Below are 15,322 nucleotides of genomic sequence, written 5' to 3'. Positions count from 1 at the left end.
ATGGAGGAAATAAAAGTGAAATATGATGTGGTTGTAGTTGGAAGTATAAATATGGACGTTATTGTGGACACGCCGGCATATCCTGCTTATGGCGATACCGTGTTTTGTAACTCCGTTTCTATGATTCCAGGTGGAAAGGGAGCGAACCAAGCGGTTTCCGTTGCTAAGCTTGGCAAAAAAGTTTGCTTAGTTGGTGCGGTAGGGAATGACAGCTCCGGTAACGAACTCATTAACAACTTAAAATCTAAAGGTGTAGATACTTCCCACATTATTCAGAGTGATAAGGATGGTACGGGGACATTTGTAGTCATTGTTGACAGCACTGGCGAAAATACGATGCTTGGAACAAAAGGGGCTAATGATTCACTATCAACCGCGGATATTGAAAAAGTATTTAACGAAATTGATGCTAAAATTTTATTGATACAAATGGAAACTAGCCAAGAATCGATTATTGCCGCAATGAAGGCTGCAAAAAAGAGAAATATGTATGTCATATTAGATCCTGCACCGGCTGACGGAATTTTTGATGAAGCTTTTAAATATGCTGATTTAGTGACTCCAAATAAACAAGAAACGAAACGAATTACCGGTATAGATGTAACTGACGCAGCTTCGGCTCTAGAAGCTGCGAAAAAATTAAATGAATTAGGAATTCCTGATGTAATTGTGAAAATGGGTGAAAACGGAAGTTTGGTTTACCAAAATGGAAAAGCAACAGTAGTGGACGCCATTAAAGTAAAAGCAGTTGACACAGTCGGCGCAGGAGATTGTTTTGCCGGTGCTGTTGCCAACGCATACTTAGATACAAAAGATTTAGTAGAGGCCGTTAAATTTGCAAGTGTTGCTGCAGGAATTAAAGTGTCACGCAGTGGCGGTCAAGATTCGATCCCAACACTAAGTGAAGTACAAGAATATTTAGTAAAATAATATCTATTAATCTTAGATTAAAGAAAAGCTTGGGTTATATACCCAGGCTCTTTTCTTTGTAATCAAATTTTCTTTGTCGGTGGGGTCCCCAAGCCTGTCATATTAGGAGTTATTCTGCACCATAAGTAAATATAAAAAAGCCGCTTTTTAACAAATGAGTTAAAAGGTGATAAGGAATTTTAGGTGACAATAAGTGTTCCGTTAAAGGGCGCGATCTCGCTATCTCTTTTTATTTGGCTCTGGCAAAATAGAAAAGTGCGAGAGCAGCACGACTTAGATATATTTAAAATCTCATTTGTTCAAATAAATATATCACAAGACACTAAATATTTTTCACATTGTATAGTGTGAAACTATTTGACATCTACTTGTTTGACCTAATCAAAAAGTCAAACAAGACTTATACCATATAAAACGTAAAGTAAAGGAGGTTGACCCATAAATGGGACTTGTATTAATCCTAGGAGAAAAACCATCACAAGCAAAGGCCTACGTCGAAGCTTTTACCATAAAAAGTCGACATAAAATATGGCACAAAGTAAAATGTTTTTACAGGGTGTAGTGATTACGTGGGGCATCGGGCATCTTGCCGAATTAAAAGAACCGAAAGCATATGATCCCCCGATGGAATCGATGGACACTTGGCAGCTTACCGATTTTGCCGGAATGCTATGAGTTTCAAGTGACAAAAGGAAAATATGCGTAGTTTTAGGTCGTGAAGAAGTTGATGCTTTCCGCAGATGCGATTATTGGTTCGTCCGGACAACGTACCGAATCAAAGTTCAAGCGGATGAAAGATTAAAGGGTGTTAATAATTAAGTTCGTGAAATAAACAAAGCCGAGATAGAAACTCTATCTCGGCTTTGTTGTCATATATATTCCATTTGATGAAGGTGGAAAAGTAGCGGCAACTCTGTCAGAATTGTATCTGATGAGATTCACGCCTAATACAGGCTGTTATTCATCATCTTTTGAAGAATCATAAACAATGGTTACTCCAAGGGAACTATAGGTTTCTTCCTTATAATGACCTTGCGAGCAAGATTTAATCATGCACAAGGTAGTATTTTCGATGGATAGCAATTCATTACACTCAGGGCATCTATGTTCAAAAAGGTTCTTAAATAGTTTAAACATAATAACCTCCTAATTCACATGAACTTACTTGGTATTTATTATACCTTTACAATTACCTGTTGTACAGAGGGTAATTAGATTATTATTGCCTAACTCAATGTACTTCACTCTATTGTGTTAGAGAGATAAGGGTGTGACCTGCTTTGGATATTATTTTTTCAATGATTATGATCATTGTTGGCTTTATCGGTTCCTTCTTTTCTGGATTATTGGGCATCGGCGGAGCCATCATTAATTACCCATTACTACTCTTTGTTCCTTCAAGCCTTGGAGTGGCTAATTTTACCGCACAAGAAGTAGCTAGCATAAGTATTTTTCAAGTTTTCTTTGCGTCATTAGCTGGCATTCTTGCTTATAGAAGAAAGAGTTTGAAAAGTAAGGACGCCTCGTTGATTCATAAGGGACTAGTACTAAATATGGGGATTAGTATTTTGCTAGGAAGTCTTATTGGCGGGTATTTTTCACGATTTCTAGTTAGTGATACCATTAACATTATTTATGGCGTACTAGCGATTATTGCTATTGTGCTCATGGTCATTCCGAATAAAGGAACACAACAAGATGATTCTGGCGAAATATCATATAATAGAATCATTGCCATTGTAGCCGCCTTTTCAACCGGAATCGCATCAGGAATTGTTGGCGCAGGTGGAGCCTTCATTCTTATTCCCGTGATGTTAACTGTTTTAAAAATTCCGACAAGAACAACAATTGCTACTTCACTTGCTATCGTATTTATTTCTGCCTTTGGCGGGGTCATCGGGAAAATAACAGGTGGACCCATTCCGATGATACCTACTCTTTTTGCGGTCATAGGAAGTTTATTAGGTGCTCCGCTTGGATCGCGTATTAGTGCGAAAATGAATGTGAAATATTTACGCTATGCTTTGATCATTTTAATTTCATTGACTGCCATTAAAATATGGATGTCTATTTTATAAACTAGGGAAGGGGGGGCTTGTGCCATGAATGACAACCGGGAAGATGAACAACTTACTGATATTCACCCAACGTATCATGAGGCCGAACTAGTACTCGAAGGTTATACGGAAGTGAATAATGGGGTAGGTCAGGCCTATGCCATACCTGTATTGACGGTAGGTTCACAGCGGATTCAAGCTGCTGAAGTCTCGCGGAGCATCAAGCCAGATAGATCCCTTGTACCGGTTATTGGTGGGTATGTAGCTGTGGATACGCTTAGACAAGCAGGGGTCGGTCCGATGGGACGTACCATTCATGGAGCCCTATTAGACAGGCGCTATCAGCTAACGCCATCAGAGGTCATTGCTCGTGGAAGTGAGAGAATGCAGGGGGCATGGAGCCGTATTGTCTTTCCAGATTTGGTATGGCCATGTGGAGGAGATTCCCCCATCTATGAGCATCTACAATTTTTGGCCAAATGGGGCTTGAACGGCGGCGTTAGAGGTGGAGCATTACATCATGCAGAACAATTACAATTGTTTATGAATGATATGGTGAAGAATGATCCGGAAACAAGAATTCTTGTGATAGGTAAGAAGACTTTACTGGACAAGCTGAAAGAGAGTTGGCGTACGCTAGATGCCATGTGGCTTACGGTGGGTGGCAAGGATCAGATCATTCAAGAGATACTTCTGAGCGGAGTGATTATTTCGACGCCAAGTGTCGCTAAGCAGCAGCAGGTGGAGAGGTTGTCTTTTGATATGATTCTCATGCTTGAACCGGACGACCTAACGAAGAGCAGCACGACTCAAATATATAAGCAATTGAAGAAGATGAAGTCACGACTCAAGCTGGCTATTTACTCCGAAGCGGATTATATAGCACAATCTTATGTCTCTACTGCCCATATGAATCTGTTAAAGATTAATGATTATACCGTAGCTCAATACGTCATATATAACCCAAACCAGCCTAGAAAAGAATTGCCACGACCCTACAGAAGGATGGAAAGACCTTCAATAGTTCAGGAGGAATCCGTCTCTCTTCATATAACAGAGATGGAACTAGTGGAAGAGCGTACTGAGAAGGGTATGCCGATTCCCCAGAGGGAGGCGAGCTTCCAACTCGAACCAAGACGGGTGCCGGTTCAAGCCCCTATCTCATCAATAGAGCTTACTCCACTTCAAGGGGTCCTCAGCAAGAATGAACATCGTTTCACCAAGAGGGCTAGACAGCTAGAGGATCAAGTGGGGACGGCGGCTGTATTTGTACCGTTTATGAACTATTGGCCTACTTATGATAGTATGACAGGATCGCAATCTAGGTGGTATTTCTATTGGAGAAGCGAAGTGCGAGAGCAGCGTTACCCCGATAGTAGTCTGTCTTATATTTTTCTCTATGTATATGAGTTGATTAATGGCATTGGTTGGAAGGACCCAAGAGATGGCTATCAACTTATGGTGGATGTATGGTTGGCCTATCGAGAACACCATCCGAAGCTTACGACCTACATGCTAGAATGGATTACGGACTTTACTCTGGTACACCAGATTCCAATTCCCCATCAGGATGTGTTTCAATATGTGCCGAATGAGCTGTCTGGCGACGTACTGGAATTAGAGTTGATGCATAGGTTCAATACTGAACCGTTAGATATTCCGTTCTCTCTGTTAGTACGCTTGGCGGATGTTGATGTGCGTAAGAGTAAGTTTTACATCGGTGGTGGGGATGTACCCCTGAATGAATATGTTCCTAAAGTATTAGCACTTGTCGATGCCTATTTAGCGAAACAACAGGGGCTACGTCTCATTGAAATATTCTATCCAGGGTCACCTGTGGGTAAGGAAAGACCACTCTTCCAGAGCGCAACGTATGATGAGTCACTCTATGGTAGATCGACCGTCGTAAGTGTGACCAAGCTCAGTCAGCATGCCCCCCTCAGAGAGTACATCACCCATTTGATTCGGCTGACGGAGAATAAGCTTCGGGAGCATATGAATTTCAAAGGAAGGCTTCGGGGGATTGAGCTGGAACCGGAGATTGAAACGCTGGTGTCTCGCTACATAGATCGTATGCTGAAGGTAACAACTAGCCCGGAAGCGCTTGGTCCGGTCGTCGTTATTGATGAGGAGAAGCTCGTGCGGATTCAGCGTGATTCGGAGTTCGTTCGAGATATATTGACTGTGAATATAGATGAAGGGGAAGAGCAGGTAGAAGAGCAAGTGAGACTAAGGGTTGCTCAGAATCTCGATAACGAAGTAGAACATGTCCCTGAACAACAAGAGGACTCTTTGCTGCAGCTTAACATAGGAGACGAGGTTGGAGTTGAAAGTATACTTAGCCCCTTAGTGACATGGGATGTCACTGGATTAGCAGAAGAGTGGATACAGTTCGCGGATGCACTGAGCGTAACTCAGTTGGAGGCATTGTATATACTGAAACAAGGACAAGGTCTTTCAGGACTACTGGATATCGCCAATGAAGTGGGAACGATGCCAGAATTGCTACTAGATGACATTAATGAGCTCGCGATGGATACGATAGGTGACTTAGTGATAGATGATGATGGTTTGACGGAAGACTATGTGCCGATGCTGGCTAACTTAAAGAGAAGAGTAAAGAGGTGATTACGATGAGTGAATTGAAAATTCCCAAAAGAATGACGACTGCGCTGGTTAATTCATTAACCGCAGGTGTAGTACCAAGAATCGGACTGGAGCATATCGCTGTAGGGCGCAAATATGAAATTGAAGCCATTCTACGCGATATGGATAATGTCTCCGAAGGTGGAGCCACGTTCAAGCTTATTACTGGACGATATGGAAGCGGTAAGAGCTTTCTGTTACAAATGATCCGAAATTATGCTATGGATCGAGAGTTTGTTGTGGCAGACGCTGATCTATCGCCCGAGCGACGATTGGTTGGAACCAAAGGACAGGGGCTAGCGACGTATCGTGAACTGATGACGAACCTCTCCACACGGACTCGACCAGATGGTGGAGCGCTTGAAGTGATTTTACAGAAATGGATTGCCTCGATTCAGCAGACAGCAATGAAGGAATTGGGTCTTCGACCGAATGATCTTGCTTTGAATCAGGAAGTGGAGCTACGGATATTTGCCATAACAACAGAGATGCAGAACATGGTCCATGGTTTCGACTTCGCCAAGGTATTGGCAGCATATTGGAACAGTTATAAGTTAGCAGATGATGAAGGTAAACAGGCCGCACTTCGCTGGTTACGCGGGGAATATCCGACGAAGACCGAGGCACGTAGATCGATAGATGTCGGAGTTATTATTGACGATAGTAACTGGTACGACTATATGAAGTTATGGTCGGAGTTCGTAGCCCGTATCGGTTACAAAGGCTTATTATTGTTTATTGACGAAGGGGTTAACTTGTACAAAATAACGAACAGCATTTCCCGTCAGAGTAACTATGAGAAGCTGCTCATGATGTTCAATGATACGATGCAAGGTAAAGCAGAGCATCTAGGTATATTCCTGGGTGGAACCCCTCAATTTGTAGAGGACCCACGGCGAGGCTTGTTCAGTTATGAAGCACTTAGATCACGGTTGGTAGAGGGACGGTATGGAGCAGAGGGCTTGAAGAATTACACGGGACCGATGCTCCGTCTGAACATGTTATCTCATGAAGAGATCCTGATTCTATTGCAGAAGCTGAGCAATATTCATGCGATGCACTATAGTTATGAGTCGTCCTTGAACGATCCACAACTCGTACAATTTATGGAGCTTGCGGTCGGTCGATTGGGAGCGGATGAACTACTCACGACACGTGAAATTGTGCGGGATTTCATGGATTTACTCAATACGCTCCATCAGAATCCAGAGAAGACCTTCGAGGATCTGCTTGGTGAAAGACATGTTGCACCCGCTGCGGCTGATCCGGATGAAGTGAATGACTTTCTCGCAGAGTTCGAACTATGAGCGACAACCCATTCTATAGACTAGCTCCGTTTATTCAGGAATTCATATATCGCAAAAGATGGGATGAATTACGTGAAGCACAAGTAGAAGCTTGCCGTGTTCTATTCGATACACCGCATCACCTACTTATTGCTTCGGGGACGGCCTCTGGTAAGACGGAAGCCGTCTTTTTCCCAGCATTGACAGAGCTGCATGAAAGACCATCTAAATCCGTTGGGATTCTGTATATCAGTCCACTTAAGGCGTTGATCAATGATCAATTTGAACGATTAAATGAGCTGCTTCAAGAGGCTGGAATACCGGTATGGCATTGGCATGGGGATGTTCCCCAGGCAGAGAAGACGAAGCTTATGAAGAAACCTTCGGGTGTATTACAGATTACGCCCGAATCTTTGGAAGGGCTTCTGATGAACAGACCGAACGCGATTCCTGCCTTATTCCATGATCTGAGATATATCATTATTGATGAAGTACATGCATTCATGGGATCAGATCGTGGCATTCAAGTGCTATGTCAGCTTGCTAGAATCGAGCGAATGGCCTACTGTACGCCACGAAGAATTGGTTTGTCGGCAACGCTCAGTGACTATGATTCCGCAACGGAATGGATCAGTGCGGGCACAGACAAGATGACAGAGATTGTCTCCCCACAGGGGGGGCGGAAGCTGAAGTTGAGCGTTGAGCACTTCTCGTTTCCCGATGCACGGAATGAAGAAGAAGCCAAGATGTTGGAATATGCGAAGCAAGCTTATCATGACTATATTTACGATCATACACATCATAAGAAGGCGCTAGTATTCACCAATAGCCGTTCAGATGCGGAGTTAATGACGCTAGAATTACGACGGATTGCAGCGAAACGTCATGAACCCGATGTGTTCTATGTGCATCATGGAAGTATATCCGCGATGTTGCGTGAGGAAGCAGAAGCTGCACTTCGTACAGGCTATGGACCTGCCGTTGCGGCAGCAACGTTAACACTTGAGCTAGGCATCGATCTCGGAGAATTGGAACGAGTAGTTCAACTCGGAGCACCTTATAGCAGTTCAAGTTTCGTTCAAAGGCTGGGACGCTCAGGGCGCCGGGGTAACGCCGCGTCTGAAATGCTGTTCGTATGCCCAGAAGAGGAGGATGAAGAAGCACAACTTCCTGCTCGGATGCCGTGGATGCTGCTGCGGGCTATTGCGGTGATTGAGTTATACGTTCGAGAGAGATGGGTCGAGCCCTTAGATGTTCGTCAAATGCCGATGGGTCTGCTCTACCATCAAACGATGAGTGCGCTTAAGAGTTTAGGTGAAGCAGAGCCGGCCGAACTCGCAAGAGCAGTGCTTACATTACCTTCCTTTAAACAAATTAAACCAGACGATTACAAATTACTCCTGAACTATTTACTGCAGACGGATCATATCCAACGGACAGAAATGGGGACCCTCATTATTGGGCTGATGGGTGAGCGAATCGTGAATAACTTCCGCTTCTATGCGGTATTCAAAGACGATGAGGAGCATGTCGTATACAACGGTACGGAAGAAATAGGCTCCATTACGACAGTTCCACCACCAGGTTATTGTTTCACACTGGCAGGTAGGCTCTGGAAAGTAGAAGAAGTAGATACGAAGCATCAAGCCGTGTATGTGAAATCATCACATGGGAAGGTGGATACGCTCTGGCTGGGAGCTGGCGGCGATGTTCACACCCGTGTCTTGCAAAAGATGCGTGACATATTAGCAGATGATGCCATCTACTCCTATTTAGCGCCTAATGCAGTGAATCGGCTCGAGCGAGCTCGCCGTCTTGTAAGAGAAAGCGGAATGTTGCGTAGTTCTGTCATTCCAGCAGGTGGCGATTCCTTCTTCATTATGCCTTGGGTTGGAAGTAAGCAATTCCGTACCTTGGAACGGTTAATTAAGAACAACCTGAAGGATAAGCTGAATCTACGGTCTGTCGTTCCTATGGAGCCGTATTATATGGTAGTAGCGGGTAAAACCAACGCGGAAACTCTTCTTGAACATATCATAGCGGAATCCGCCAGCTGCGAGGACCCCATATCCCTTCTGTCCCCAGATGAAGCGCCGTATTTAGGGAAATACGATGAGTTCATCCCGCCTGAGCTGGTGCGAAGAGCTTTTGCAATAGATGGGTTGGATGTTAAAGGATTGGTTAAGGTATTGAGCTAGTCAGAAATATTCTAATTTAGGCAGCGGATGTAATGAACGATACTCTAAAGGAGATATGCCGAAGTGCGTTCGGAATACCCGGTGAAAATAAGAGTAGCTGGCAAATCCGCAAGTCTCGGCAATATGTTCCAGTGTCAATTCACTGTATCTTATCTGCTCTACAGCAGCTTTGAGGCGGATTTCAATCGCATATTGAATCATCGTTTTTCCGTAATGTTCCTTGAACAGCCTTACTGCTCGGGACAGGCTAAGACCAGCATAGCTGGCAGCTTCTTCGAGTTTGAAGGTAACCGTGGCATGCTCTTCAATGAATCGCTTGAGCTTCAGTGTCGCTGAACCCTTTCGGTCCGTCTGAATATTCTCAGTAATGGCTCTATCAATATATAGACAAAGGCTGCGTAACAGCACATCCTTCAGTTCTTCATCTGCCTCGAGCGAATCGCGTCGTTTCTCCAGCAGAAGGTTGCGCCATAAGCTAATCAGCTGGGCGTCGGTTCCAATTCGGTTAGTTACCGGACGATTCTGCCGTTTCCACCAGGCATCGATCCAGGAACCTTGGCAGAACAAATAGTAGTCTCCGCTAGATAAGCGCCCCTTTGTAGGTGGATCTTTCACGGTTAGTTGGTAATCATCACCTGGTTGAAGCAGAAGCAGATCACCGCCTATCAGGGTGTATACTTTACCACCTGAAATAACTTCACAAGAGCCTTCTGTTTGCAGGCGAAAAAGGTAGTTCTGTAATCCACTCTTCAGATTGTGGTTAAACGATTTATAGTGATATGAGTAATCACAGAGAAGCAAAGATGTGTCCAAAAGAGCTGAACCTCCTAACTGATTTTGAGCAAATAGTTCATGTTTTGCCGATATTGTATATGTTCATTTTAGCCTGAATTGTCCTAGAATGATATAAGAGGGAATTAGGACAAATTTAATTAGATTGAGGTGCTTGTTATCATGAACAAGATTAATATAGGGTTGCAACTATACACTCTCCGTGATGAAACAGCAGTAGATTTCGAAGGAACGCTTCGTAAGGTAGCGGCACTTGGTTATCAAGGTGTTGAATTTGCTGGTTATGGAGATATTCCTGCTGAAGAAATGAAGTCACTTCTTGATGAGTTGGGTCTGAAAGGATTCAGTAGTCATGTTTCTCTTCAAGCTATCCGTGAGGATTTACAGAAAGAGATCAATTACCTGAAAACTATTGGTGCAGAGTTTATGATATGTCCTTATTTAATGCCTGAAGATCGTCCTCAAAGCAGTGAAGAGTGGAGCAAGTTATTCTCCGAACTGCAGGAAATAGGTACTGAAGTAAGCAAGCAAGGATTGACGTTTGGTTATCACAATCATGATTTTGAATTTCATGGTCAAGTTGGAGATCATAACGCATTTGATGCTATGTTCAATCAAACAACATCAGCAGCGGTTCAAGTGGAGATGGACGTGTGTTGGGTACAATTCGCAGGTAAAAATTCGATTGAGTATATTAACAAATATGCAGGCCGTCTACCACTTCTTCATCTAAAAGATTTCAGCACAGATGAGCAGGGACAGATGAAGACGCTGGAATTAGGACAAGGCTCAGTGAATTTGCCGGCTGTTATTGAGGCTTCTACGAAAGCCGGAGTGAAATGGCTGATCGTGGAGCAGGACGTATGTCAGAACCCACCGCTTGAGAGTATAACGAATAGCTATAGCTGGCTCAAACAAAACTATTTAAACTAACTCGAACTATAATACATTCACTCAGAGGAGATTACTAACATGACAAAAATTAAAGTTGCCGTATTCGGCTGTGGTGCCATTGCCGAACGTAGACATATTCCAGAGTACGCAGGTAACGAACAAGTAGAATTAGTTGCTTTTGCCGATCCTATTATCGAGCGTGCGAACAAAATGGCTGAAACTTATGGTGGTAAAGGATATGCGAGCTTCGAGGAATTACTAGCTAATGAAGAAGTAGACGCAGTTAGCGTATGTACACCGAACTACCTGCATGCATCAATGGCTATTGCGGCTGCGAATGCAGGTAAACATGTCTTGGTTGAGAAACCAATGGCTTGTACAACTGAAGAAGGCGAGCAAATGATTGAAGCTGCTCGTAAGAACGGAGTCTACCTGATGGTAGGACACAATCAGCGTTTGATGCCTCCTCACATGAAGGCCAAAGAAATTCTAGACTCGGGTAAGCTTGGTAAAGTGCTTAATTTCCGTACATCATTTGGTCATCCAGGTCCGGAAGGTTGGAGTGTAGATGGTGCAAGCAGCTGGTTCTTCCGCAAAGAAGAAGCAATCATGGGTGCTATGGGCGATCTCGGCGTACACAAATCAGACTTTATTCGTTATTTGTTGAATGATGAAGTAGCTGAAGTAGCTGGTTTTATCGGTACTTTGCACAAAGAAGGTACGGAAGTAGATGATAACGCAACATGCCTTCTACGTATGAGAAGCGGTGCAATCGGAACACTGGTTGCAAGCTGGACACAATACAAAGGTGGAGACAACAGTACTGTGCTGTGGTGTGAGCATGGTGTGATGAAGATTGGTACCGTAGAAGGCGACGAAGTGATCGTGGAACTTACGAATGGTACGGTTGAAACCTACAAAGTTGGCGCTATGTCAACGAATGAGAAACAAGTGCCAAGTGGCGTCATCGATGCGTTTGTGAAATCCATTGTAACAAATACGCCTCCTGCAATCTCTGGAGAAGAAGGTCTGAAATCCTTGCAAGTCATTTTGGCTGCATTCGAATCCCAAAAGACAGGTCAATTTATAAAGCTATAATAAATATCCAATTATTGGTCTTACTTAGGCTATCTATATAGATGGTTTGGATAAATGAGGAACAAAATAACCTACCATATACCCTATTCGGGTGTGGTAGGTTATTTTGTTTGTGCTCATGTAAGAGAAGAGGGGGCTTTTTTGTAAATATAAGAAAGTATAAGTTTCACTTCATACTCTATTTCTTATATTTCGGCAGAAACGGATACCTCAAAGCGATACGAAGTATCGCTAGCATCGGAAGCATAAACTCCTTCAAAAGGACGGCGTAGCCGTTTCCGCTTGATTGGTTAAATAGCATTAAACGGCGCTGTAATCTCGGAATGGATGAATCCATTTCAAGATATTGGAAAGGAATTGACATGGATATAAGGTTACAATGATAGGAAGTTATTTTTAACAGAAGGAGCATTATTAGTGAAGAGCATTCAAAGCCGATTATTATTCATGCTGCTTGTTTTTATTATCCTTCCGTATTTTCTGTCCGTGCTGTTGATATATCGACAAACGAAAGAGAATGTGGAACGACATGAGATTGAGAACAACCATGAACAAATGCAACAGGCGTCCGAAGACCTAGAGCAATACTTTGATGACATCGTTAATCTTCCGTATATTTTATATCGTAATCCCGACTTGTTTATGATTTTCGAAAAAGGCTTTGAGAGCTCTCTTTATTCGAACCGACTTGCAGTGGATAGAAGCATGAGAACCATTTATCTGATGAGGAGCGAAATTCGGCAGATTCGGTTTTACATCGACAAAGAAAAAGACTCTTATACTATATATAATGCCATGATCAGTTCCCGTAAACGACAGCTTGATCTATTGAAACAAACTAATATTCAGAAGTTGATGAACTCTGATTCGAACTTTCTGATCGAACCGCCTCATCGACTTGAAAATTATAATGATACCGCGATTTTGCCCCAATCGGACAAAACGATGGTTTTGACGTTTCATTATAAAATCTTGGATGCTCTATCGAAAGAATTTCTTGGCATCATCACGATAGACATTGACTTGGACAAATTCGCTGAAATTTCTAATCGTTTTATTCGAAAAAATAAAGAAACCGTATTGCTTTCTGATTCCGAAGGTCATGTCATCTACGCAAGTGATCAAGCCTTGATAGGTAAGACCGTTTCAGACGAATTAAAAAAGAAAATCAATGAGTCGACCGTAGGCTCACAAGCCTCAGATGGCAATATTATATTCTCTAGAACGTTATCGGAACCGTTAAATGGGTGGCACTTTGTTAAATTTACCTCAAGTGAAACGTTATTTAAAGATGTGAGAAAAACCACCTACACAAACATCATCGTCGGTATAGTCGTGGTAATTCTAGGCTTGATCATGATAGCTATTATTGCATACAAGATTACTCGTCCGATCACGCTACTTAGCCGAAAAGTGCTGAGTATTGAAAAAGGGAATATGAATGCTCCATTTGACGATAAGAGGGAAGACGAAATCGGCAATCTGGAAAGACATATCAAGGAAATGATGGACCGGATTAATCATCATATCGACCGTGAGTACAAGCTGGAGATTGAGAACAGGACGAACGAGTACCGGGCACTAAAGTCCCAGATCAATCCTCATTTCTTATACAACTCTCTCCAATCCATTGCTGCGGTTGCCTTACTTTCGGAATCACCGAGAGTATACCAATTGGTCATCTCCTTATCCAAAATGATGCGGTACTCCATTCGTGTCGATCAAAAGGCCACGGTTCGGAGTGAGGTAGACTATGTGAAAGCGTATTTGAACCTTCAAGAGGAGCGGTTTCAAACTGATTTAAGTTATTCCATCGATATACCCAAGACCCTTCTAGATATTTCAGTTCCGAGTATGATTCTACAGCCGCTCGTTGAGAACTTCTTTAAACATTGTTATGAAGAGGGTTACGAGCAAGCTTACTTGCATATTTACGGTGAAATTCGAGACGGATATTTGAATCTGATTGTAGAAAATAACGGCTGCAGTATGACAAATGATGAGCTGGCAGCTTTAAAAAATAAAATCTACACGATGGATAGCGAAGAGAAATATCCGGTAGAGCATATTGGATTGAAAAACATTCATGAACGCTTGGTTCTTAATTATGATCCGACATCGGGAATTGAACTGGATTCGATGGAGGGCCAAGGGTTTTCTGTACGACTAGTGATTCTAATCTACCTTAAGGAGGATGGAAGTTATGAAAGTTCTTATCGTGGATGACGAGCCTAATGTAAGAAAAATTATTCGTTTTATGGGACAGTGGGAAAAACACGGAATTACCGATATTTTTGAAGCCAAAAATGGTAAAGAAGCAAAGGCGTTGATTGATCGGGAAAGTCCAGAAATCATCATGACAGATGTGAAGATGCCCCAAAAAAACGGGATTGAGCTGATTGAATGGTTGCATAGCCATTCCTATTCGGGAAAAGTCATTATGATCACAGGGTTTGACGACTATTCTTTCATGCGTAAAGCGATTGAGTACGGCAGCTTCGATTATTTGTTGAAGCCGATCGAAGATGAGATGCTTAATGAAGCCTTAACGCGGGCGGTAGAATCCTGGGAAATGGAGGAGGAAGAACGCCGTAATATAAAGTCGGGCTTCTATGAGGAGGTCAAGAGGTTTCGCTTAAACAGGGAGATGACCTTCGCTTGTAACGGGGAACGATTTGATTTCGAAGAAATTACCTTGTCTCTTCCGCAAGCGGATGCCTACGATCTAACATTGATTTACTTTTATCAAACCCAGCATTCGGATCACTACCTTCAGCTATTGACGGAGGAATTGATTCGTTCCGAGTGGGGAAATGTCTATGCCTTTCAGAACGATCCAAACCTCTGTGTGATACTTTCTATTCATGGTCAATTCTTCCTGATAGAGGAATGGATTACCCAGCAATGTGATGTTCCTATTCGTTTGGTTAGTGGCCTTCCATTGGAATCTTTGGATGAAATCCCGAAATCATTTCAATATGCACAAAGTGCAATGGCTGAACAAAACTTTAGAGCTATACATCGTTTGACGGATTTGGATGATGCTAAGCGCATGAATGACATTGTTACTTTTGTGAATGAACATTATATGGATGAGTTGAGCTTGGACAAGCTGGCAACGCGGTTCTTCCTCAGTCGCGAACATATCTCACGACGATTCAAGCAAGAAATAGGGGTGACCCTATCAAGCTACGTTATCGAATTAAGAATTAATCAAGCTAAACAGTGGTTATGCCAATCGGACGAGAAAATGTATTCGATTGCATTAAAGCTCGGTTATCAGGATGAACATTACTTTTCGAAGTTATTTAAGAAAGTCGTGGGGTTGACACCTCTTGAATATCGGAATGATGAACAAAATAGGTAAATTACAATCTTGAAATAGATAGCTTCATAAAAATGGTGAATGTAAGGGGGGAAT

12 protein-coding genes are annotated in these 15,322 nt (G+C 42.7%); 10 read left to right on the top strand and 2 right to left on the bottom strand.

What is annotated here, in order from left to right:
- The first annotated feature begins 15 nt into the window (after nt 1–15).
- A complete protein-coding gene (gene rbsK / locus ACP8HI_RS19990) occupies nt 16–930 on the top strand; it encodes a ribokinase (protein ID WP_438347923.1) in 915 nt (304 codons plus the stop codon).
- Between the two features lie 528 nt (nt 931–1,458).
- The gene (locus ACP8HI_RS19985; RefSeq protein WP_438347922.1) at nt 1,459–1,605 is read left to right on the top strand and encodes a hypothetical protein; all 147 of its coding nucleotides are present in this window, start codon (nt 1,459–1,461) and stop codon (nt 1,603–1,605) included.
- A gap of 282 nt (nt 1,606–1,887) precedes the next feature.
- Here ACP8HI_RS19985 and ACP8HI_RS19980 read toward each other — a convergent pair whose 3' ends face one another.
- Nucleotides 1,888–2,067 carry a hypothetical protein gene (locus tag ACP8HI_RS19980; protein ID WP_438347921.1) on the bottom strand — a complete coding sequence of 60 codons (180 nt, stop codon included), beginning with the start codon at nt 2,065–2,067 and terminating at the stop codon, nt 1,888–1,890.
- Nucleotides 2,068–2,210: 143 nt separating this feature from the next.
- Between ACP8HI_RS19980 and ACP8HI_RS19975 the strand changes: the two genes are divergently transcribed.
- Genes ACP8HI_RS19975 through ACP8HI_RS19960 form a run of 4 tightly spaced genes read left to right on the top strand, consistent with a single transcriptional unit; the run spans nt 2,211 to nt 9,117 of the window.
- Entirely contained in the window at nt 2,211–3,008 is a 798-nt protein-coding gene (locus ACP8HI_RS19975) for a sulfite exporter TauE/SafE family protein (RefSeq protein ID WP_438347920.1), read from the top strand.
- A 24-nt stretch (nt 3,009–3,032) separates the two neighbouring features.
- Entirely contained in the window at nt 3,033–5,615 is a 2,583-nt protein-coding gene (locus ACP8HI_RS19970; protein WP_438347919.1) for a TerB N-terminal domain-containing protein, read from the top strand.
- A 5-nt stretch (nt 5,616–5,620) separates the two neighbouring features.
- Nucleotides 5,621–6,940, top strand: coding sequence for an ATP-binding protein (locus ACP8HI_RS19965; RefSeq protein ID WP_438347918.1), 1,320 nt, complete (start codon nt 5,621–5,623; stop codon nt 6,938–6,940).
- Nucleotides 6,937–9,117 (top strand): DEAD/DEAH box helicase, encoded by a 2,181-nt coding sequence (locus tag ACP8HI_RS19960; protein ID WP_438347917.1) that lies wholly within the window; start codon nt 6,937–6,939, stop codon nt 9,115–9,117. Before ACP8HI_RS19965 ends, ACP8HI_RS19960 begins: the two co-directional genes overlap by 4 nt.
- Here the strand turns inward: ACP8HI_RS19960 and ACP8HI_RS19955 are convergent, their stop codons facing one another.
- Nucleotides 9,118–9,930, bottom strand: coding sequence for an AraC family transcriptional regulator (locus tag ACP8HI_RS19955; protein ID WP_438347916.1), 813 nt, complete (start codon nt 9,928–9,930; stop codon nt 9,118–9,120).
- Between the two features lie 141 nt (nt 9,931–10,071).
- On the opposite strand from ACP8HI_RS19955, the gene ACP8HI_RS19950 reads away from it, so the two are divergent.
- From ACP8HI_RS19950 to ACP8HI_RS19935, 4 genes are all read left to right on the top strand, one after another.
- Nucleotides 10,072–10,842, top strand: coding sequence for a sugar phosphate isomerase/epimerase family protein (locus ACP8HI_RS19950; protein ID WP_438347915.1), 771 nt, complete (start codon nt 10,072–10,074; stop codon nt 10,840–10,842).
- Between the two features lie 39 nt (nt 10,843–10,881).
- A complete protein-coding gene (locus ACP8HI_RS19945) occupies nt 10,882–11,901 on the top strand; it encodes a Gfo/Idh/MocA family protein (RefSeq protein WP_438347914.1) in 1,020 nt (339 codons plus the stop codon).
- A gap of 417 nt (nt 11,902–12,318) precedes the next feature.
- Nucleotides 12,319–14,127, top strand: a complete 1,809-nt coding sequence (locus tag ACP8HI_RS19940) for a cache domain-containing sensor histidine kinase (RefSeq protein WP_438347913.1) — start codon at nt 12,319–12,321, stop codon at nt 14,125–14,127.
- Complete coding sequence (locus ACP8HI_RS19935; RefSeq protein WP_438347912.1) at nt 14,105–15,268, top strand: response regulator transcription factor; 1,164 nt, start codon at nt 14,105–14,107, stop codon at nt 15,266–15,268. Before ACP8HI_RS19940 ends, ACP8HI_RS19935 begins: the two co-directional genes overlap by 23 nt.
- The last annotated feature ends 54 nt before the right edge of the window (nt 15,269–15,322 follow it).

This window comes from Paenibacillus sp. FA6 (assembly GCF_051550225.1).
Classification (GTDB): Bacteria; Bacillota; Bacilli; order Paenibacillales; family Paenibacillaceae; genus Paenibacillus_AQ.
This window is presented reverse-complemented; position numbering and strand designations above follow the sequence as displayed.